At 64.7% G+C, this 19,648-nt stretch carries 20 protein-coding genes; 12 read left to right on the top strand and 8 right to left on the bottom strand.

What is annotated here, in order from left to right:
• Positions 1-135 precede the first annotated feature (135 nt).
• Positions 136-750, top strand: coding sequence for a hypothetical protein (locus IPQ13_01770; GenBank protein ID MBL0209634.1), 615 nt, complete (start codon positions 136-138; stop codon positions 748-750).
• Between the two features lie 21 nt (positions 751-771).
• Here IPQ13_01770 and trpA read toward each other — a convergent pair whose 3' ends face one another.
• The 7 genes from trpA to IPQ13_01735 all read right to left on the bottom strand — a co-directional run bounded on the left by trpA (position 772) and on the right by IPQ13_01735 (position 7,276).
• Positions 772-1,518, bottom strand: a complete 747-nt coding sequence (trpA, locus tag IPQ13_01765; GenBank protein ID MBL0209633.1) for a tryptophan synthase subunit alpha — start codon at positions 1,516-1,518, stop codon at positions 772-774.
• Positions 1,519-1,530: 12 nt separating this feature from the next.
• On the bottom strand, positions 1,531-2,718 hold the full coding sequence (trpB, locus tag IPQ13_01760) for a tryptophan synthase subunit beta (GenBank protein MBL0209632.1): 1,188 nt from the start codon (positions 2,716-2,718) through the stop codon (positions 1,531-1,533).
• Positions 2,705-3,340, bottom strand: a complete 636-nt coding sequence (locus IPQ13_01755; GenBank protein ID MBL0209631.1) for a hypothetical protein — start codon at positions 3,338-3,340, stop codon at positions 2,705-2,707. Before IPQ13_01755 ends, trpB begins: the two co-directional genes overlap by 14 nt.
• A complete protein-coding gene (locus tag IPQ13_01750) occupies positions 3,337-4,182 on the bottom strand; it encodes an indole-3-glycerol-phosphate synthase (GenBank protein MBL0209630.1) in 846 nt (281 codons plus the stop codon). Before IPQ13_01750 ends, IPQ13_01755 begins: the two co-directional genes overlap by 4 nt.
• Positions 4,182-5,150: an anthranilate phosphoribosyltransferase gene (gene trpD, locus IPQ13_01745; GenBank protein ID MBL0209629.1), complete on the bottom strand. Its 969-nt coding sequence runs from the start codon at positions 5,148-5,150 to the stop codon at positions 4,182-4,184. The genes IPQ13_01750 and trpD overlap by 1 nt, the downstream gene beginning before the upstream one ends.
• Before the next feature lie 171 nt (positions 5,151-5,321).
• Positions 5,322-5,900 carry an aminodeoxychorismate/anthranilate synthase component II gene (locus IPQ13_01740; protein ID MBL0209628.1) on the bottom strand — a complete coding sequence of 193 codons (579 nt, stop codon included), beginning with the start codon at positions 5,898-5,900 and terminating at the stop codon, positions 5,322-5,324.
• Positions 5,897-7,276 (bottom strand): anthranilate synthase component I family protein, encoded by a 1,380-nt coding sequence (locus IPQ13_01735; GenBank protein ID MBL0209627.1) that lies wholly within the window; start codon positions 7,274-7,276, stop codon positions 5,897-5,899. Before IPQ13_01735 ends, IPQ13_01740 begins: the two co-directional genes overlap by 4 nt.
• 240 nt (positions 7,277-7,516) lie before the next feature.
• Between IPQ13_01735 and IPQ13_01730 the strand changes: the two genes are divergently transcribed.
• The 5 genes from IPQ13_01730 (at position 7,517) to icd (ending at position 11,901) form a co-directional block, all read left to right on the top strand.
• A complete protein-coding gene (locus tag IPQ13_01730) occupies positions 7,517-8,527 on the top strand; it encodes a hypothetical protein (GenBank protein MBL0209626.1) in 1,011 nt (336 codons plus the stop codon).
• On the top strand, positions 8,517-9,383 hold the full coding sequence (locus IPQ13_01725; protein MBL0209625.1) for a 5'-nucleotidase C-terminal domain-containing protein: 867 nt from the start codon (positions 8,517-8,519) through the stop codon (positions 9,381-9,383). The genes IPQ13_01730 and IPQ13_01725 overlap by 11 nt, the downstream gene beginning before the upstream one ends.
• A gap of 98 nt (positions 9,384-9,481) precedes the next feature.
• Positions 9,482-10,405, top strand: a complete 924-nt coding sequence (locus IPQ13_01720) for a metallophosphoesterase (protein MBL0209624.1) — start codon at positions 9,482-9,484, stop codon at positions 10,403-10,405.
• Positions 10,406-10,585, top strand: a complete 180-nt coding sequence (locus tag IPQ13_01715; GenBank protein MBL0209623.1) for a hypothetical protein — start codon at positions 10,406-10,408, stop codon at positions 10,583-10,585.
• A 71-nt stretch (positions 10,586-10,656) separates the two neighbouring features.
• Positions 10,657-11,901, top strand: a complete 1,245-nt coding sequence (gene icd, locus IPQ13_01710) for an NADP-dependent isocitrate dehydrogenase (GenBank protein ID MBL0209622.1) — start codon at positions 10,657-10,659, stop codon at positions 11,899-11,901.
• Between the two features lie 246 nt (positions 11,902-12,147).
• Here the strand turns inward: icd and IPQ13_01705 are convergent, their stop codons facing one another.
• Positions 12,148-14,037: a serine/threonine protein kinase gene (locus IPQ13_01705; GenBank protein ID MBL0209621.1), complete on the bottom strand. Its 1,890-nt coding sequence runs from the start codon at positions 14,035-14,037 to the stop codon at positions 12,148-12,150.
• A gap of 167 nt (positions 14,038-14,204) precedes the next feature.
• Here IPQ13_01705 and IPQ13_01700 point away from each other — a divergent pair, with 167 nt between their 5' ends.
• The 6 genes from IPQ13_01700 to IPQ13_01675 all read left to right on the top strand — a co-directional run bounded on the left by IPQ13_01700 (position 14,205) and on the right by IPQ13_01675 (position 19,579).
• Positions 14,205-15,716: a glycosyltransferase gene (locus IPQ13_01700; GenBank protein ID MBL0209620.1), complete on the top strand. Its 1,512-nt coding sequence runs from the start codon at positions 14,205-14,207 to the stop codon at positions 15,714-15,716.
• A 52-nt stretch (positions 15,717-15,768) separates the two neighbouring features.
• A complete protein-coding gene (locus IPQ13_01695; GenBank protein MBL0209619.1) occupies positions 15,769-16,611 on the top strand; it encodes a PHP domain-containing protein in 843 nt (280 codons plus the stop codon).
• Positions 16,612-16,829: 218 nt separating this feature from the next.
• A complete protein-coding gene (locus tag IPQ13_01690; protein MBL0209618.1) occupies positions 16,830-17,231 on the top strand; it encodes a response regulator in 402 nt (133 codons plus the stop codon).
• Entirely contained in the window at positions 17,228-18,157 is a 930-nt protein-coding gene (locus IPQ13_01685) for a tRNA pseudouridine(38-40) synthase TruA (protein MBL0209617.1), read from the top strand. The genes IPQ13_01690 and IPQ13_01685 overlap by 4 nt, the downstream gene beginning before the upstream one ends.
• A 137-nt stretch (positions 18,158-18,294) precedes the next feature.
• On the top strand, positions 18,295-18,864 hold the full coding sequence (locus tag IPQ13_01680) for a metal-dependent phosphohydrolase (GenBank protein ID MBL0209616.1): 570 nt from the start codon (positions 18,295-18,297) through the stop codon (positions 18,862-18,864).
• A 16-nt stretch (positions 18,865-18,880) separates the two neighbouring features.
• Positions 18,881-19,579: a Bax inhibitor-1/YccA family protein gene (locus tag IPQ13_01675; protein MBL0209615.1), complete on the top strand. Its 699-nt coding sequence runs from the start codon at positions 18,881-18,883 to the stop codon at positions 19,577-19,579.
• Positions 19,580-19,648: the final 69 nt, after the last annotated feature.

Here is a 19,648-nt window from a genome sequence, read left to right as displayed (position 1 = left end):
TAAAAATTCACCACCCCCCCCCCGCCGCCCCCCCGCGCGCCTATGCAACTTGCTATAAACATTCATGGCGATCCGATGGCTTTGAACCAATGCTGACTTAGGCGGCTGTCCCGAGAAGCGGCTCGGGAGAACCTCATGACCCGGATGGATGATCTCCAGCAACGGCTCCAGGCGCTCGAGAAGGAGATCCTCGAAGAATTGAACGGCCTTAGGGAAGGCCAGGGCTACCACCTGGAAGGCCGGAGGGTCCGCATCCAGGAGACCATCCGCAAAGCCCACCGGGCCCGCCGGAAGCGGGTCCATGTCTGGCTCTGGGAGGGAAGGCTGCTGGCCTACCTAGTGTCGCCCGTCATCTACGCAGGCATCTTCCCGGCCCTGTTCCTGGATTTGTTCGTGATGCTCTACCAGTTCGTCTGCTTCCCGGCCTATGGAATTCCGCGGGTGAAGCGAAGGGACTACATGGTGATGGACCGGCGGCCCCTGCCCTACCTGAACTGGATCGAAAAGGTCGGCTGTTTCTACTGCAGCTACTTCAACGGCCTCATGGCCCTGGTCTCTGAGGTCGCGGCCCGCACCGAGCAGCACTTCTGCCCCATCAAGCATGCGCTGCGCCCGAAGTCGATCCACAGCCGCTACCGCCGCTTCTTCGACTACGGCGATATGGAGGCCTACCGCGCCCGCCTGGAGGCGGTGCGGCATGATTTCGCCGATGTTCGCGGGAGCATCGCGCCCGCTGGACCGCTGCCCTGATCCGGCAGCGAGGAAGCCGCTTCAACCCATCCGCGGCCGCAAGTAGTCCCCCAGGCGCGCTCCTTCCGCCAGGGCCTGGACCAGCGCGCTGCCGATGACGGGGGTCGCCCCCATGGTCCGCACTTCCGCCAGGACCCGGGGATCGCTCAGCCCGAAGCCGACCACCAGGGGCCGGTCCGAAAGGGTTCGCAGGGCCGCCACACGCTCCCGGACCGGCGCCAGGTCCGGGGCGCCGCCGGTGCCGGTGACACCCAATCGCGCCACGACATAAGCGAAACGCTGGGCGAAGGGATGGCCGGCACCGGGATCAGGGCGGCGGTCCAGCAGGCTCTTGGCCCGTTCCAGATCCGTGGTGGGCGCAAGCAGCGGGATCATGGGGTAGCCCGCGGATCGAAGCGCGGCTTCGAATTCCGGTTCCTCGGAATCCGGCAGATCCACCACCAGCAAAGCTTTCACGGGCGTGCGCCGCAGCAGCCCGACCAGGCGTTCCGCGCCGATCTGGAGCAGGGGATTCAAGTAGGTGAAGAGGATCAGATCGGGACTTTCCGCCGCTCCGGCCAGCGTTTCCAGCACCCGCAAAGGCGTGGCGCCCCGCAGGATGGCGCGGTGGGCGGCAGCCTGGAGCACGGGGCCGTCGGCGATGGGATCGCTATGGGGCAGGCCGATCTCGATGGCTTCGATGCCGAGGGCCCTGGCTTCGGCCAGCAGGCCCGGCAGCGACTCCAGGGAAGGGTCGCCAGCCATGATGAAAGGAAGCAAATTATTCATGTTTTTTGTTCCCTAAATGCCTAGTTTTGTTTGATAGGTCGATAGGTCCTTGTCCCCGCGCCCGGAAAGGCCCAGCAGGACCGTCGCGAAGCCCCGCGTTGCGAGTTCCGGGAGCAGGGCCAGGGCGTGGCTCGATTCCAGCGCGGGCAAGATGCCTTCGGCTTCGCACAAGCGTTGCGCCGCCGCCAAGGCCTGGTCGTCGGAAGCGCGGAGCACTTCGATCTGTCCATCCAGCGCGAGGGCGGCCAGTTCGGGGCCCAGGGCCGGATAATCCAGGCCCGCGCTGATGCTGGCGGTCTCGGCAGTGTGGCCATGCTGATCCTGCAGCAGCAGGGTCTTGCAGCCGTGCAGCACGCCCATGCGCCCGCCGTCCAGCCGGGCTGCATGTTCGCCGAGGGCCGGCCCGTGTCCTCCTGCCTCCACCGCGAACCGGCGCAGTCCATCCCCGAGAAAGGGCACCAGCAAGCCGAGGCCGTTGCTGCCGCCCCCGGCGCAGGCGATGACCGCTTCCGGCAGGGCGCCGGTCTGTTCCAGTGCCTGGGCCCGGGCTTCCTCGCCGATGACCGTCTGGAAGGTGCGCACCATCGTCGGAAATGGATGGGGCCCCAGGGCGCTGCCCAGAATGTAGTGGGCCTTGTCGCAGCGCGCGGCCCAGGCGCGCAGGGCTTCGTTCACGGCTTCCTTCAGGGTCCCCTGCCCCGCTTCCACCGGAACCACCTCCGTGCCGAAGAGCCGCATGCGCGCCACGTTCGGGGCCTGCCGGGCCATGTCCACCACGCCCATGTAGACCGTGCATTTCAGGCCCAGGCGGGCGCAGGCGGCGGCGGCGGCCACGCCATGCTGGCCCGCGCCGGTCTCCGCGATGATCTCCAGCTTGCCCATGCGCCGCGCCAGCAGGGCCTGGGCGATGGCATTGTTGATCTTGTGCGCGCCGGTGTGGGTGAGATCCTCGCGTTTGAGGAAAAGGCCTTTCAAGCCAAGACTGGCGGCCAGCCGGGGGGCCGAGGTGAGTGGCGTCGGACGCCCGACGAAATGACGCAATTCATACTTTAATTCAGATAGGAAGGATGAATCATCCAGAGCATTCCGGAAGGCTGCTTCGAGATCCAGCAGGGGCTGCATGAGTGTCTCCGGCGCGTAGCAGCCTCCCAGTCCCCCGGTGCCGAAACGGGTTGGAAGCAGGAACTCAGTCGCGTGCATGGCGAGCCTCGTTGAACATGGATTTGGCGGTTTGGATGAAGGCCCGGACCCTCGCGGGATCCTTGATGCCAGGCGCCAGCTCCAGCCGGCTCGCCGCATCGAAGCCTTGGTGGAGGATCCGGGCCTCCGCCGGGATGAGGGCCGCGCGGCTGCACAGGTTGTCCGCATCGAGCCCGCCCGCCAAAAGGTAGGGGCCCGGCGGCGGGAACTGCATCCCATGGGTGCGCCCAGAGCCGCCTGCCAGGCCCGTTTCCTTCGGATCGGACTCCCAGATGTGGAGATCCACCGGCAGGATCTCCTGTGCCTGTTCATCAGTCCATGGGAGAATTATGAAATAACCATCACATTTTAGTCGTTGTACAACTTCCTTCCGATGATCTTTAGACACGTGGGGCTGGATGTTCCGGATGCCCGCGGCGGCTGCCATCCGGATGATGGCCGTGGCGTCGTCCGAAACCGTGACCAGCACGGCGCGGTCCAGCACCCCGCCCGCGGCCCCGGCCAGGTCCGGGCAATGCCGCGGGCTGGGCGGATGCACCACGAAGCCCAGATAATCCGCGCCTTCGGCCGCGGCGAAGGCGGCATCGGCGGCATTCGTCAGGCCGCAGATCTTGACCTTCACGAAGCCGCCCGCGTCCTGGCCCCCGCCAGGATCCGCTCCAGGAAGCCCTTCGGATTGGCGCTGCGCATCAGGGCCTCGCCGATCAACACCGCATCGAAGCCCACCGAGAAGGCTTCCACCGCATCCTCCGGTGTGGCCAGCCCCGATTCACGGATCAGGACCGCGTTGGGGAAGGCTTTCCGGAGGGGCGCAGCGGAGGGCGCGCCCAGGGTGAAGGTGGAGAGATCCCGCGCGTTGATGCCCACCAGGCGGGCCCTGGAGGCCTGGGCCGTGGGAATTTCCGTCAGGTCGTGCAGCTCCACGAGCGGTTCCAATCCCAGCGCCCGGGCGGCTTCCGCAAAGATCGCGGTGTGCTCCTTCAGCACCCGGGCGATGAGCAGCGCCGCCTGCGCGCCCGATGCCGCGGCATCGAAAAGATGCCCCTCGGAGATCACGAACCCTTTGTAGAGGCTTGGCACACCAAGTTCCGCGGCCTGGGCGATATGGCCGCTGGAACCCTGGAAATACCGGGGCTCGGCGAGGATCGAGAAGCATGCGGCGCCGCCTTCCCGGTAGGCCGTGAGCTGGCCCTGCAGGGAGGTCCCGGCCGCGAAGGGGCCCAGGGAGGGCGAGCCCTGCTTGTATTCCGCGATGATGGCGCCGCCTGCCCTCGAAAAGGCATCGCGCAGCGCGGATTCGAAGGGACCGCATTCCTCCGCGGATAGCGGCGCTCTTGGGGAGCCAGCCGCCGAGGGCAGTTGGGGAAGGCGCTCCAACTCCGAAAGCAGCACTTTCTGAAGGTGCGAACTGGGCGCCAGGCCAGTGCCCTGCACCAGATCCTGGGGACTCGGGAAAGCGTCCATCAGCGCACCTCCACACTGGTCGGGAGCGGCAGGGCAAATCCACCATCGAGGGAATTCCTGGCTTCGCGGAAATAATCGGGCAGGGAATCAAGTCCCGCCTCCCGGTGCAACACCAGCCCCAGCGCCACTTGGAGGGCCACCGCATCAGCCACCGCGGGGCGGAAATCCGGATGGCTGGAGCCTCCGTGCAGACCTCTCGCCACCATCAGCGCTTCGGCCCGGTCCTCCACGCGGAGCGCGTTCTTGGCCGGCTGCGGAATCCCCAGCTCGCGGGGAACCAGCACCTGCGCGGATTTCAACGCGCCATCCCGGATTTCGAGGAGCGCGGTGGGTCCTTCGATGGAGGCTTCGTCCAGCCCCCGGCCTTCGGCGTCCTTGCCATGGACCACGAAGGCCCGCTGCACGGACCCCTGCGCGAGGGCGCCCGCCATGGGTTTCACCAGGGCTTCCTTCGCCACACCCAGCAGCTGCAATTGCGGCTTGCCGGGGTTCAGCAGGGGACCCAGGAGGTTGAAAATCGTCGGGATGCCCAGGCGCTTGCGGATCTCCCGCAGGCGGCCCAGCAGCGGGTGGTAGGCCGGGGCGAAGAGGAAGGCGAAGCGTCGCTCCCGCAGATCGGCCAGCAATTGTTCAGGGGAGCGGGCCAGGTCGTAGCCCAGGGCCTCCAGCAGATCCGCCGAGCCGCACAAACTCGTGGCGGCGCGGTTGCCATGCTTCAGCACCGGCACGCCCAGATGCGCCAGATGCAGGGCCGCCAGGGTGCTCAGATTGGCCGTGGACGCGCCATCGCCGCCGGTGCCGCAGGTGTCCAGCACGCGCATGCCTGAATCCGGAAACGGAATGGCGACCTCCTGCAAGGCTCCGGCAAAGGCCGCCAATTCCTCGGCTTCGGGGATCCGCTGCGCCAGCAGCGCCAGGCAGGCCCCCACCAGCAGCGCGTCGGTGTCCTGGTCGATGAAAGTCTTCATCAATTCCCGAGCCGTAGCAGGCGGCAAGGGTTGGATTGGGTTGTGCGTGGTGAGCAAGGTCATTGGAATTCTTTCGGCAGTGGGCTGTGGTTTCTCGACTCTCGACTCTCGACTCTCGACTTTTCAACTTTTCAACTTTTCAACTCTTCAACTTTTCAACTCTTCAACTCTTCAACGTCCCGCCACCCCAGCCAGCTTCAGGAAATTTGCCAGCAGCGCCGGACCATCCGGCGTGAGGATGCTTTCGGGATGGAACTGCACCCCCCAACGGGGCAACGTTTTGTGCTCGATGGCCATGATCTCGCCGCCGGGGCTCGTTCCCGTGATGCGCCAACACGCAGGCAGGCTGGATGTCTCAGCGATGAGGCTGTGGTAGCGGCCGATGGGAAGATCCTGGGGCAGCCCTTCGAAGAGTCCCGTGCCTTCATGCCGCAGCGGCGTGGCTTCGCCATGCAGGGGTTCCCGGGCGCGGATGACGCGGCCCCCGCTGGCCGCCACCAGGGCCTGGTGCCCAAGGCAGACCCCCAGCACCGGGAGCTTCCAATCGCTTTGCGCGATGGCCATGTGGCCGGGGCTTTCGGATGGGTGGCCGGGGCCCGGTGATAGCACCACGGCCTCGGGAGCCAAGGCCTTGGCGCCTTCCAGCGTGATGGCATCGTGGCGCACGACCTTGACTTCGGCGCCCAGGGTTTCGAAGGCCTGGACCAGGTTGTAGGTGAAGCTGTCGAGGGCATCAATCAGCAGGATCATGTCGCCATCTCCGAAAGATTCACGCCGAGGGCTTCGGCCACGGCGCCCATTTTCTGCAAGGTCTCGCGGTATTCCGATGCGGGGCTAGATGCCCGCACCACGCCCGCCCCCGCTTGCAAATACGCCGCGCCGCCCGCATAGATCGCAGTGCGCAGGATGAGCGCCGTGTCCAGGGCGCCATCGGCGCCGAGGCGCACCAGCGCGCCGCCATAGGGCCCGCGCATGTCGCCTTCCAGCTCGGCGATGCGCTGGCAGGCGCGCAGCTTGGGCGCGCCGCTCACGGTGCCCGCCGGGAAGCAGGAGGCCAGCACATCCAGCGCATCCAGGCCATCCTTCAACGTGGCCTTCACGGTGGTGGTGAGGTGCAGCACGTGGCTCGTGCGCTGCAAGGCCAGGGGCTTTTCCACCCGCACGCCGCCGGGAATGGCGATGCGGCCCAGATCATTGCGCGCCAGGTCCACCAGCATCTGGTGCTCGGCCAGTTCCTTGGGATTGCGCTTCAGTGCCTCGAAACGCTCGGCGTCCTCTTCATCGCTGCCGCCCCGGGCCACCGTTCCCGCGATGGGCAGGGTTTCGGCCTGGCCTTCGGAAACGCGCACCAGCATTTCCGGGGATGCCCCCACCAGCGCGAAACCATCCCATTCCAGCAGGAACGCATAGGGGCTGGGATTGAGGCGACGCAGGCGCCGGTAGGCCTCCAGGGGCGAAGGCGGATCCTCCACGCGCACGCGGTGGCTGGGCACCATCTGGTAGACATCGCCATCCAGAATCCGCTCCTGCGTAGCCATGACGAAAGCTTCGTATTGCGCCTGGCTGAGTTGGGCCGTGGCTTTGGATTGATGCGCCGGTTCCACGGGCGTGGCGACCTGGGTCAACTGCTCCGCCAGCTCATCCAGCCGCGCCATGCCCTGGCTGCGATCGGCGCACAGCACCTGCAATTCCGCCACCTGATGCAGGTGGTCGAACACCAGCGCGGCCTCGAAGCGCCGCATCCACACCGTGGGAAGCCCCAGGCTGTTCTTCGCGGGCAGCGGCAGGCTCGGTTCCAGCGCGGCGATGGCCTCGAAACCCACGTAGCCCGCGCAGCCCACGCCGATGGGGAAAGCCTCGCGGGGGCCGGGTAGATCCGCCCGAGCATCCGATTCGCTGTGCAACGGAGCAATGGAAGCCAGCTCGCGCAGCGCCTCCACCCAGTCCTTCCCCGGCGGCTCCAGGCGCACTTCCCCCTGCCCTTCCAGCAGCACGAAACTGTGGCGTCCCACCCGCTCCCCCAGATCGCAGGATTCCAGCAGCAGGCTGGCGCCCGCGGGTTTCAGGGCCAGGAAGGCCGAAAGGGGCGTGATGAGATCCGCGGGAAGCAGGCGGCGCAGCAGCATGGGGATTTAAGTCCAAATGAAAAAGCCCGGGTCCAAAAAGGAACCGGGCTCGGAAGGGAGAAAAAATCAGCTAGGTGGTAGCGTCCCCGTCCGAGCAACGGCGCCACCACCAGCCCAGATAGGCCGCGGGAGCGAAGGTGCCGGAAACGAACGTCATGAAAGGTATCTCAGCATTCACGGGAGGGACTTGTCAACACGTTCATTACGGACGTGAAGCCTCACCTATGGTGATATGGAGGGATGGATTCTATCCCACCCCCTACCGACGCGCTGCCTGAACGCCCATCGACCATCCACACCGAGGATCCCCTGAAGCCGCGCGGGCCTTGGAGCTTCATGAAGGAAGCTGTGGGCGGCGGGCTTTCGAAATGGTCCTGGCACTTGATGGCGGCCTGGGCGGCGTTCCAAGTGCTCACGAGTTTCGTGTGGGCCCGGCACCTGGGCGGTTTCGCGGGGTTTCCGGGCTCGCCGGGCGGCAGTTCCCTGCCGAACAACTGGGGGGAGCACCTCACCGCCAAAGACATCTGGGAGCTCATGGAAAACGGGGGCATGAAGCACGAGCCCTTCGGTTCGGCCCTGCCCCTTCTCGCGATTGTTTGCCTGGTATGGGTGTTCTGGTCCGGATGGGCCATGCAGGCGGATTGCCTGGGGTTCCGGGCCCGCCTGAGGCACTGGTTCCTGGGCCTGCTGGACACCCTGCTCATCGGCCTGGTGCCCTTGGGGATCGTGTTCGGCCTGACGCGCTGGATCCTGGCCACCTTGCGGGGCACGGGCATCCAGGGCCTCGGCTGGGCGGCCTTCATCGGCATCCCGCTCATCTCCATGGCCTTCGTTTCAGCCCTGAGCCTTCAGTGGTGGCTTTGCCGCGTGGGCCGCGGCGCGGGTGCCAAGGGCCTGTTGCGGCATTGGGGCCGCAGTTTCGTGCGGCTCTGGATGCACCCGGTGCAATGGACGAGCCTCATTGTCGGCGGCGTGGCGCTGCGCGCGGGCCTTGCGTTCCTGGCGATCTGGATCGGCTGGCACCTGGGAGGCGGGAGCGCTAGAAGGGTGCAGGTGTTCCTGCTGCTGGAGCTGGCCGCGGCGGTGGTCAACGCCTGGATGCTGGGCTGGTTCCTGCGCCTGGCGGCGCTCTTCTGGCGGCAGGATGAAAAAGTTCGCAACGTGAGGGCGGAACTGGAAGTGGCCCGAAAATTGGCCATTTCCGTCGAGCAGGTCGGGACATCCGGGATGGGCGGAACAAATGAAGCTTGATACATCGATACTGGCGCTCATCCTCGCGCTCGCTCCCCTGGCCTGCCAGAAGGTGGCACCGGCGCCACTGCCCAAACCAGCCCCCGCCGCATCGGCCCTTGTCGGAGATACGAAGGCGGCCCCCCGACTGCTCCAGGCTCAGTCCGTCGGCGTGGTCCAGGAATTCGCGGACGACCCGGCCATCATGGCGGTCCTGGCGCCCCGGCAGGCGGAGATCAAGGCCACCTTCGACCTGCCCCTCTGCGCGTGTCCCAAGGGGCTTTTCCGGGGCCGCAACGGCGAGGAGAACCTGCTGGGCTACTGGGTCACGGACACCATGCGCGCCCGGGCCGCCCGGTTGGCCGGCAAGCCCGTGAAATTCGCCATGACCAATAGCGGCGGGCTTCGCGCCAATCTCCCGCCGGGGCAGCTCAAAGTGTCGGACATCTACGGCGTCATGCCTTTCGAGAATGAGCTGGTGACCATCGAGATGACCGGCCAGGACGTGATGGACGCCATCAAGCAGGGCATCCTCCACCGCGGAAGCGAACCCAGCTCCGGCGTGAAGGTGGTCCTGTCCGGAACGGTGGACAAACCCGATCTCCTGATCACCTGGGAGGATGGCACCGCCATCAAGCCGGACGAAGTCGTGACGGCGGCCACCACGGACTACCTGTACAACGGCGGCGACGCCATCCCCGCGCTGAAAAATGGCCGCCGCCCCTTCACCACCGGCGTGGCCATGCGCCAGATGCTGCTGGACGCCTGCGGGGACCTGGCCAAGGCCGGAAAGCCTCTGGAAGCGCCGCCCCTGGGCCGCTACAACATCCTTCCCGAGCTTTACGCCGCGGCCCGCGAACATAAACTAGGCAAGTAAGAAGTTGAAAAGTTGAAAAGTTGAAAAGTCGAAAAGCTGAAAAGTTGAAAAGTTAGGAAGTTGGAGAAGTTGAGAGATTAAACGATTGGAAGGCTGATATGGAACGCCGTGATTTCCTCGCATCAATCGCCACTGCCGCCGCGGCCAGCCAGCTCGCGCTTAGGGGCGCCGAAGGCAGCCCGGATCCGCGCCTTGCCTCGCGCATCACCCTGCTCCACACCAACGACACCCACAGCCACATCGACCCCTTCGGGCCGGGCAGCGGCCAGGCCTCGGGCAAAGGGGGGATGGCCCGGCGTTCCACGATGGTGAAGCAGTTGCGGGCCTCGAGCCCCAACCTGCTGCTGCTGGACGCCGGGGACACCTTCCAGGGCACGCCCTACTTCAACCAGTACAAAGGCAAGCTGGACTTCGAGCTCATGAGCAAGATCGGCTACGACGCCTCCACCTTGGGCAACCACGATTTCGACAACGGCATCGCCATGCTGCTGGAGGCCATGGCCTTCGCGACGTTCCCATTCCTGAACTGCAACTTCGACTGCAAGGGCGCGCCGGCCTTGGCCGCGCGGCTCTCGCCTTGGCTGGTAAAGGAATTCCCCGGCTTCAAGGTGGGCCTCACCGGCGTGGGCGTGGACTTCCAGGGGCTCGTCTCGCCCGAGAACCACAAGGGTGTGGAATGGCGCGCGCCGGAAGAGGCGCTGAAGCCGGTCATCCGCCACCTGCGCGAAACAGAGAAAGTGGACCTCGTAGTGCTGCTGTCGCACCTGGGCTACGACCTCCAGGGCGACGCCATCGACGACCTGACCCTGGCGAAGCAGGTGCCGGGCATCGACGCCATCATCGGCGGCCACAGCCACACCTTCCTGGATCAGCCCACCAAGATCCAACAGGAACGCGGGGAGACGCATGTCTTCCAGGTCGGCTGGGGCGGCATCAATCTCGGCCGCATGGATTTCGCCATGTCCAAAGGGCAGGTCCGGGCGGCCAGCGGAATGCCGATGCCCGTCTCGGCGCTGGCTTGAATGGCCTGTGATGCCGATCACTATTGGGAAGGCCCGTACATGGTCTTCACGGAACAGCATCACCTCCGCCGCGGATATTGCTGTGGCTCAAAATGCCGCCATTGCCCCTTCGAGCCGCGTTACATGAAGGGCGGAACCGTGGTCCGGGAGTCTCCATCCTCGCCCTGCGGTGAGCCCTGAAACCCTGATGAATGCTTGATCCGGTCGTGCCTTCATGGGACGCTGCTCTAGGATATTTCTAGGAGAATTCCATGGCCGCAGTCCAGATCACCCCGCCCGCGAACGGCGAAAAGATCCGCATCGAAAACGGCAAGCTCCACGTTCCGGACCGGCCGATCATCCCCTTCATCGAAGGCGACGGCACGGGCGCGGACATCTGGAGAGCCTCGGTGCGCGTGTTCGACGCGGCGGTGGCCAAGGCCTACGGCGGCAAGCGCCAGATCCAGTGGATGGAGGTGTACGCGGGCGAAAAGAGCTTCAAGCAGTTCGACACCTGGCTTCCCGAAGAGACGGTGCAGGCCTGCCGCGATTACCTGGTGAGCATCAAGGGCCCGCTGACCACGCCCATCGGCGGCGGCATCACCAGCCTGAACGTGGCCCTGCGCCAGAAGCTGGACTTGTACGTCTGCCTGCGCCCGGTGCGGTGGTTCAAGGGCGTGCCCAGCCCCGTGAAGCACCCCGAAAAGGTGGACATGGTCATCTTCCGCGAGAACACCGAGGACATCTACGCGGGCATCGAATTCGAGCAGGGCTCCGAGGACGCCGCGAAATTCCTGGCCTTCATGAAGGAGAACTACCCCAAGCAGTTCGCGAAGATCCGCTTTCCCGGGTCCTGCGGCATCGGCATCAAGGCCGTGTCCCAGGAAGGCACGGCGCGGCTCGTGCGCGCGGCCATCCAGTTCGCCATCGACACCAAGAAGAAGAGCGTCACCCTGGTGCACAAAGGCAACATCATGAAGTACACCGAGGGCGGCTTCATGCGCTGGGGCTACGAGCTGGCCAAGAAGGAATTCGGCGCGGTGGAGATCGACGGCGGTCCCTGGTGCAAGCTGCCCAACGGCATCGTCATCAAGGATGCCATCGCCGACATCACCCTGCAGCAGGTGCTGACCCGGCCCGATGAGTTCGATGTCATCGCGACCCTCAACCTCAACGGCGACTACCTGTCCGACGCCCTGGCGGCCCAGGTGGGCGGCATCGGCATCGCCCCCGGTGGCAACATCAACTACGTCACGGGCCACGCGGTCTTCGAAGCCACCCACGGCACCGCGCCCAAGTACGCCAACCTGGACAAGGTGAACCCCGGCTCCGTGATCCTCTCCGGCGAGATGATGCTGCGCTACATGGGCTGGACCGAAGCCGCCGACGCCATCATCAACGCCATGGACAAGGCCATCGCGAGCAAGCAAGTGACTTACGATTTCGCCCGCCAGATGGAGGGCGCGATCGAAGTGAAGTGCAGCGGCTTCGCGGATGTCATCATCGCGAATCTGTAGCGCGAAATCTTGGTCACGCTGACCACCCCCCGATCGCACAGTCCACAGGACTGTGCTCCCGCTCCCGCTTCGCGATCGCGGAGGGGGCCCCGTCCTACGATTTCGCCCGCCAGATGGAAGGCGCGATCGAAGTGAAGTGCAGCGGCTTCGCGGATGTGATCATCGCGAACTTGTAGCGCCCGGAATCAACAAACATGGAACGAGGGCCCGCACCGCGGACCCTCGTTCTTTTTGGAACCCGGAGCCTCAGATCTTGAACGACACCTTCTGGTCGCCGTTGACATCCACCGGCTGCTTGGTGCCCCGGACAGAAATCACATGGCGGCCGCGGCTGACCGTGATGGACCCGCTGCCATCGCTTTCAACCGGGGTGGGCGTGCCATCCACGGAGACCTTGTCGGAACCGGGGTGGGTTTCCACGGTGATTTTCGCGGTGCCCGGCACAACGATGGGAATGCTCTGGCCCGGCGACGCGGTGATGCTGCGGGAATCGCGGTAGAAGACCGCGGCGTTGCTGAGATCCAGCTTGTGGACGCCCGGCGCCAGCGCGACCGGCCGCGAGGAGGTGAGTTCGCCCATGTCCTTGCCGTCCACCCGCAGGCGGACGGAGAATCCTCCGCTCAGCTTGAGGGTCGCGGCCGCCGTGGGATCCAGGGGGGACACATCGTCGGGATGCCTCAGCACCAACGGCGTGTCGCCGGGTTTTTCACCCACGGCATAGTCGTGGTTGAACCCCAGCGAATCGCCCTTCTGCAGCGTCAGGTGGTGGGTCACGCCTTCGTTCCAGGTGACCCTGACCGGCGTCGTGCCCGGTAGGAGTTTCTCGTCCATGGTCACCGAAGCGCCGGCCGGGTCGGAGTTCAGGGTCATTTCGCGCACGATGGGCTTGAGCTTCGGTTCTGGCTTGTCCCCCGCGGCGAAAGTGAATTCCGCGGCCTCGAAGCCCTTGTGCTCGATGCGCACCTTGTCCCCGGCCTTGAGCGGCACGGAAACGGGGGTCTCACCCTCGGCTTTCTTGTCATTGATGAACACCGCGGCCTTGGGCGGGTCCGACTTCACCATGACCCGCGTGCCTCCCTTCAGCACATACCAGCCGCCGGCCCCCGCCAATCCGAGGAGCAGGATGCCGGCCGCCACCAGGCCGCCGTTGTTCTTGCGCGGCGCCACCATGATCGAGGGAGACGAGGGCTCCATCATGGTTTCGTCGCTGGCCCTGGACACGATGGGAGGCATGGGGACATCGCCGCCCATGCGCAGGATGCCCAGCAGTTCACGCCGTTCGTCCTTCTCGATTTCGGTGGTGGCGTCCATCAAGTCCTTGACGAAAGCGCCGCAGGAGGCATAGCGGTCCGCGGGCTTTTTGGCCAGGGCGCGGAAGAAGATACGCTGCCATCCGCCGGGCAGGATGCCCAGCACCGGCGGCTGCACCTCGATGGGCGGCTCGTTGACGATGCGATAGAGGATCGTGTTGATGGAATTGCCCGGGAAGGGCGAAACGCCCGAGAGCATTTCGAACACCAGCACGGCGAAACTGAATTGGTCCGAACGGCCGTCCACGGTGCCTTCGCGGATCTGCTCGGGGCTGGCATAGCTGGGGGTGCCCAGGAAGGTCCCCGTCTGGGTGAGATTCGCGTCCTCCCGCTTGGCGATGCCGAAGTCCATGAGCTTGGGGCGCCCATCCTCGGTGATCATCACATTCCCCGGCTTGACGTCCCGGTGGACGATGCCCGCCGCGTGGGCGTGGTCCAGGGCTTCGGCGACGCCGGCCGCGATCCGCAGCTTGTCCTTGATGGGAAAGGGCGCGCCGGACTTGATGAGGTCGTCCAGCGGCTGGCCGGGCACGAACTCCATGGCCAGGAAGGGCCCGAGCGCGCTTTCGCCCACGTCGTAGATCGCCACGATGCCCGGATGGTTCAGCAGGCCTGAGATCTCCGCTTCCCTCTGGAACCGCAGCATGAATTCCTGCCGGTCCGCATCGCTGCGCATGGCATCCATCTTCACGACCTTGACCGCCACCTTGCGCTTGATGCGGGGGTCTTCGGCAAGGTAAACACTGCCCATAGCTCCGGAACCCAGGAGCCGCTTGATCTCGTAGCGGCCGATGGCAGAGGGCAATGAGTTCTGGGGTCCGTCCATGGTCACCTGGAAAGTTGATTCGAAAATCGTACCGAAATAAGGGAGGTTGCGCTTGACAAAGCCGATAAAAACTTTTGTTTTTCCAAGGAAACGTGTCAAAATAAGGCGTTCTCGTGTATGTGAACTCAACCCGCCTTGCGGAAAGGGCCCACCCGACCATGGAAGCACTGAAGACTGTCGTCCTCGTCGCCTACTTTTCGATCCTGACGATCCTCAGCATCTACGGCGCCCACCGCCTGTGGATGCTGCTGCTCTATTACCGCCATAAGAAAGATGTGCCCCAGCCCAAGGGCGATGCCGGTTATCTCCCCATGGTCACCGTGCAATTGGCGGTGTTCAACGAGATGAATGTGGTGGAACGCCTGGTGGACTACGTCACCGCCATGGATTGGCCCAAGGAGAAACTGGAGATCCAGCTGCTGGACGATTCCACCGACGACACCGTCAAGTTCGCCGAGGCGGTCTGCGCCAAGTACAAGCTGCTGGGCTTCGACATCCATTACATCCATCGCACGGACCGCACGGGGTTCAAGGCCGGCGCCCTCGCCAATGGCCTGAAAACCGCCAAGGGCGAGGTTGTCGCCATGTTCGACGCGGATTTCCTGCCCACGGCGGACTTCCTCCGCAAGGCGGTGCCCCATTTCGCCGATGACAAGGTGGCCTTCGTGCAGGGCTGCTGGGCGCACATGAACCGGGACTTCAGCCTGCTGACCCAAGTGCAGGGCATCCTGCTCGACGGCCACTTCATTTTCGAACACACCGCGCGGCACCGCTCGAACGCCTTCTTCAACTTCTCCGGCACGGCAGGCATGTGGCGCGTTGCGGCCATCGCCGACGCCGGCGGCTGGCAGCACGACACCATCACCGAGGACGCCGACCTCAGCTACCGCGCCCAGCTCAAAGGCTGGAAGGGCGTCTACCTCAAGGATCTGGTCGTCCCCGCCGAACTGCCCGTGGACGTGAACGCCTTCAAGAGCCAGCAGCACCGCTGGGCCAAGGGCAATGCCCAGGTCATCCGCAAGCTCATGAAGACCATCTGGATGAGCGACGAGAGCCTGCACACGAAGCTGGAATGCTGGTTCCACCTCACAGCCAACTGCAATTACCTCCTGATGGTCATCCTCGCGGTCATCATGGTGCCGTGCATGGTCCTGCGGGCCGGAACGCCCTGGTACGTGCTGCTGGCCACCGACGGGCCCTTCTTCCTGCTGAACGCCGTGAGCGTCGGCCTTTATTTCGGCCTTTCCCAGAAGGAACTCACGGACAACAGCGGCTGGACCAAGCGGCTGAAGTACATCCCCGCCCTGATGAGCCTGGGCATCGGCCTGGCCATGAACCAGACCAAGGCCGTGCTGGAAGGCTTCTTCACCGACGACAAGGAATTCAAGCGCACGCCGAAACTGGGCATGGACGCCGAAGGCAAGACCCTGAGCAAGCACGCCTACAAGGTGCCCAAGAGCCTGGTCACCTTCCTGGAAGCCGCCTTCGCTCTGTACTACCTCGCGGCCGTCATTTTCTCCGTGATGATCCAAAAATGGGCCTCCGTCCCGTTCCTGGTGCTCTTCTTCAACGGCTTCGCCTACATGAGCATCTTCTCGCTGATGGATGTCCAGCTGTTCCGGCGATTGGCCCTGGAAGAACTGGAAGACGAACGGAAAGCATCCTCCCTCATCCAGTAGGACCGGCCAGCGCCTGGGGCGCCCGCCGGCCATTCCGCGGCGACCCGTCCCGATGCTCGACCTCCACTGCCACTCGCTCTTCTCCGACGGCACTGATAGCCCGGAGGAACTGGTGCGCATGGGCGTGGAAGCCGGCCTCGCGGCCCTGGCGCTCACGGACCACGACACCCTCGATGGCCTGCCCCGGTTCCTGGGGCAGCAGCCCTCGGTGAAAACCAGGCTGATCCCAGGCATCGAGCTGAGCTGCCGTTTCCTGGGACGCTCGCTCCACGTGCTGGGCCTTTTCCTGGACCCCCAGGACGCTACGCTCCGGAAACGCCTAGTGGATCTGCGCCAGCGCCGGGAAGACCGCAACCTGCGCATGGTGGGCAAGCTCCAGTCCATGGGCGTTTCCATCACCTGGGAGCTGGTCCAGGCCCAGGCCCCGACGGCCCTGGTCGCCCGCCCCCATTTCGCCAAGGCGCTGGTGGCGTGCGGCGCGGCCAGTTCGCCGCCGGACGCCTTCCAGCGCTATGTGGGCGACCACGCGCCAGGCTACGTCGAGCGGGAGGAATTGGAAACGTCCGAAGCCATCCGCTGGATCTGGGAAGCGGGCGGCATCCCCCTGGTGGCCCATCCTGGACGCTTTGGCCGCGGATTCATCTGGAATGAAGCCATGCCGAAACTCCAGAAGCAAGGCATGGCCGGATTCGAGGCTTTTTATGGCGATTACAGCCCCTCCGAGCAGATCTACTTCAATGCCCTGGCCGCGCGGCTCGGCATGGCCAGGAGCGGCGGCAGCGACTACCATGGCGCGAACAAGCCCGGTCTGAAACTCGGCACAGGATGGGGCGGGTTGAGGGTTCCGGCTGAATTGTTGGCGGAATTGGAAATCGCCCGTGATAATGGTTTTTAAGCCGCAACTGAATTATCAGGCGTTAAGCATTTGACTCGTCTACCCTTCTATGCCGCATCATCGGCATAGAAGTTGATACAGAATGCCCAGTGCTGTTCAGGCTATTTTCATACAACATTCCATTCCCGGTCCACCATCCCACTGACCTGGATGTTTTTATCGCAAGGGCTTGAACGCGGTCTTTGCGATCCTTGGTAAGATCGCATTTGAGGATTCCGATGGCTCAGAAAATTCTGCTGGTCGAGGACGACCCGATCAACGTCAAGTTCATCGAGGTTGTTCTGACCCGCATGGGCGGTTACGAAGTGATCGTCAGCGAGGATGTGGAAGAAATCCTGGCCCTGGCCAAAGGCGGCACGCTGGCCGGGATCATCATGGACATCAGCCTCGCCCGGAGCAGCTACCAGGGCAAGAAGGTGGATGGGATCTTCATCACCAAGCTGATCAAAGCCGATCCCGAATCCGCCAAGATCCCCGTGCTGATGGCTACGGCCCATGCCATGTACGGCGATCGGGAGAAATTCCTCGCCGAAACAGGCGCCGAGGGCTACCTGTCCAAGCCAATCCACGATCCCGATTCCTTTCTCCGGGAAGTGCAAAGCGTGGTCACCAAGCCGTGAAGCCCAGGCCGGGCGGACCGCCAAAAGGATTCCCGCCATCCCCCAAAACCGGTCAGGACCACCGCCGTGCGGGCAGCCTGCCAAAGCCCCAGCGGGGACCGAGGCCTGCCCAGGAGGCCACGGCCTTCCGCCTGCTCATCGAGTACGATGGCGGCCGCTTCGCCGGTTGGCAGAAGCAGGGGCCCAAGCAGACCGCCGCGGGCGTCCGCACTGTGGCGGGCATTCTCGAAAAAATCCTCCATGACGCCGGTTGCGACGCGCTGGCGCTGATGGGATCGGGCCGCACCGATGCCGGCGTGCACGCGCTCGGCCAGGTGGCCCACCTGCATCTGGCGGCCAAGGCCGCGCCCAAGTCCCATGAACTGCAGCGCCTCTTCAATGATGCCCTGCCCCACGATCTCGCGGTCCGGGAGGTGCGGCCCTGCTCCAGCGCCTTCCACGCCCGCCACGACGCCATGGAACGCAGCTACCTCTACCAGATCAGCCGCCGCCGCAGCGCCTTCGCGAAGCCCTACATCTGGTGGGTGAAGCGCCCTCTGGATCCCCGCAGCCTCCTGGCGGCCTGGGGCGCATTCCAGGGCAACCACGATTTCGGAGCCTTCGCGGACCTGGAACCCGGGGAAGCGCCGATGGTCCAGGTCCGGGCCTGCGAAGCCGCGGAATCCGGTTCGCTCGTCCTGCTGCGAATAACCGCCACCCACTTCCTCCGCAGCCAGGTGCGCCGCATGGTGGGCGCAGCGGTCTCCTGCGCGCTGGGAGATGAAGATCCCGCGCGCATCCTCGCGGACCTGAACGCACCCACCGAAGAAGCCAACCTCCGCTGGGGCAGGCTCGCTGCCCCCGCCGCGGGCCTCTTCCTGGAGCGGGTCCGCTATTCCGGAGATCCGGAGACTGGCGCATTGAGGCCGGTGATTCCGGTTTATTGAATAAAAACACTCGCAGAGTTGCTCATAGATGCTAAATACCAATAAATAAAAGTAGTATCCATGCAAACTCCTTTTTCCCCAATGCTCATCTGGATATCTGATTCCAGCAGCCATTTGCCAAGGACCGGACCATGACCATCACCCGAGATGAAGCTTGGCAACTGCTGTGCGACTGGACGCCCTCCGAAAAACTGCGGGTCCATGCCCGGGCCGTGGAGCTGGTGATGCGGGATCTGGGCGCCGGGCTCGGCGCCGATGCCGAGCCCTTCGGCATCGCGGGCCTGCTGCACGACGCGGACTATGACCAGTGGCCCGAGGAACATCCAAAACGCATCGTGGCCTGGCTGGAAGCGCGGGGCGAAGCCGCCGTCGCCCATGCCGTCAGCGCGCACTACACCCGCTGGGGAGTGAGCTACGACTCGCTGCTGGACAAGGCGCTCATCGCCTCTGATGAAATCACCGGATTCTGCATGGCCTGCGCCCTGGTGCGGCCCACCCGCACCGAGGGTCTGGAGCCGCGGTCGGTGAAGAAGAAACTGAAGGACAAAAGCTTCGCAGCGGGCGTGGACCGGGCCGAGGTCGCCGAAGGCCTCCGCATGCTCATGGACGCAGCGGGCGGAACCGAGGACGGGCACCTGGCCCGCATCATCGCCGTGCTGCACGCGCACCGCGAGGAGCTCGGCCTGATGCCGCAGGGGTTACCATAGAAGGCTGGAGCGCAACATGGCCGACCCTCAGCAACGTTCACTTCTCTCCTCCGACGCCAGCGTCTGGGACCGCATCGGAACCGACTCCCTGTCGCGCCGGGCCTTCCTGGGACTCATCGGCGGGCTCACGTTCTACGGGCTGGCGCTCAATGCCGCGCTGGCCGCCTGGGCCATGCAGATCAAGTTCCAGCCTGGACTCCTGCTGATGCTATTGCTGGCCCTGGGACTGCCCATGGCGGGCATCTTCGTCGCCAGCCGCGCCAAATCAGTGCCCGTGGCCCTGCTGGGCTACCACCTGTTGCTCATTCCCATGGGCCTGATCCTGGGACCGATCCTCACGGTTTACATCAGCATCGGCGGGATGGCGCTGGTGACGCGGGCCTTGATGCTCACGGGCTGCGCAGTGGGCGTGATGACGCTGCTGGGCCTGAGCTACCCGAACATCTTCGCGAAGCTGGGCGGAGTGCTTTTCGCATCCTTGCTCGCGCTCGTGGTGTTGCGCCTGGTTTCCATGTTCGTGCCTTCCCTCGCGGCGGCCGGATGGATCGACTGGCTGGCGGCGGGCATTTTCACGCTCTACATCGGCTACGACTGCCATCGCGCCCTGAGCATCCCAGCCACCGGAAGGAATGCCGTAGATGTGTCCATCAGCCTCTACCTGGACATCTACAACCTCTTCCTCACCATCCTGCGGCTGCTCAGCCGAAGGGACTGATGCCGCTTCGGAATCCCCGATGCAAAGGTGAACAGGGAGGAAGAGCGCTTGGCTCCGTCTATTCCCATG

It is taken from the genome of Holophagaceae bacterium, assembly GCA_016720465.1.
Taxonomy (GTDB): Bacteria; Acidobacteriota; Holophagae; order Holophagales; family Holophagaceae; genus JANXPB01.
This window is presented reverse-complemented; position numbering and strand designations above follow the sequence as displayed.

Bases quoted from the DNA above. Each gene is read 5' to 3' on its own strand.
- IPQ13_01770 (MBL0209634.1), top strand. From the start codon at position 136: ATGACCCGGATGGATGATCTCCAGCAACGGCTCCAGGCGCTCGAGAAG.
- trpA (MBL0209633.1), bottom strand. From the start codon at position 1,518: ATGAATAATTTGCTTCCTTTCATCATGGCTGGCGACCCTTCCCTGGAG.
- trpB (MBL0209632.1), bottom strand. From the start codon at position 2,718: ATGCACGCGACTGAGTTCCTGCTTCCAACCCGTTTCGGCACCGGGGGA.
- IPQ13_01750 (MBL0209630.1), bottom strand. From the start codon at position 4,182: ATGGACGCTTTCCCGAGTCCCCAGGATCTGGTGCAGGGCACTGGCCTG.
- trpD (MBL0209629.1), bottom strand. From the start codon at position 5,150: ATGAAGACTTTCATCGACCAGGACACCGACGCGCTGCTGGTGGGGGCC.
- IPQ13_01740 (MBL0209628.1), bottom strand. From the start codon at position 5,900: ATGATCCTGCTGATTGATGCCCTCGACAGCTTCACCTACAACCTGGTC.
- IPQ13_01735 (MBL0209627.1), bottom strand. From the start codon at position 7,276: ATGCTGCTGCGCCGCCTGCTTCCCGCGGATCTCATCACGCCCCTTTCG.
- IPQ13_01730 (MBL0209626.1), top strand. From the start codon at position 7,517: ATGGATTCTATCCCACCCCCTACCGACGCGCTGCCTGAACGCCCATCG.
- IPQ13_01725 (MBL0209625.1), top strand. From the start codon at position 8,517: ATGAAGCTTGATACATCGATACTGGCGCTCATCCTCGCGCTCGCTCCC.
- IPQ13_01720 (MBL0209624.1), top strand. From the start codon at position 9,482: ATGGAACGCCGTGATTTCCTCGCATCAATCGCCACTGCCGCCGCGGCC.
- IPQ13_01715 (MBL0209623.1), top strand. From the start codon at position 10,406: ATGGCCTGTGATGCCGATCACTATTGGGAAGGCCCGTACATGGTCTTC.
- icd (MBL0209622.1), top strand. From the start codon at position 10,657: ATGGCCGCAGTCCAGATCACCCCGCCCGCGAACGGCGAAAAGATCCGC.
- IPQ13_01705 (MBL0209621.1), bottom strand. From the start codon at position 14,037: ATGGACGGACCCCAGAACTCATTGCCCTCTGCCATCGGCCGCTACGAG.
- IPQ13_01695 (MBL0209619.1), top strand. From the start codon at position 15,769: ATGCTCGACCTCCACTGCCACTCGCTCTTCTCCGACGGCACTGATAGC.
- IPQ13_01690 (MBL0209618.1), top strand. From the start codon at position 16,830: ATGGCTCAGAAAATTCTGCTGGTCGAGGACGACCCGATCAACGTCAAG.
- IPQ13_01675 (MBL0209615.1), top strand. From the start codon at position 18,881: ATGGCCGACCCTCAGCAACGTTCACTTCTCTCCTCCGACGCCAGCGTC.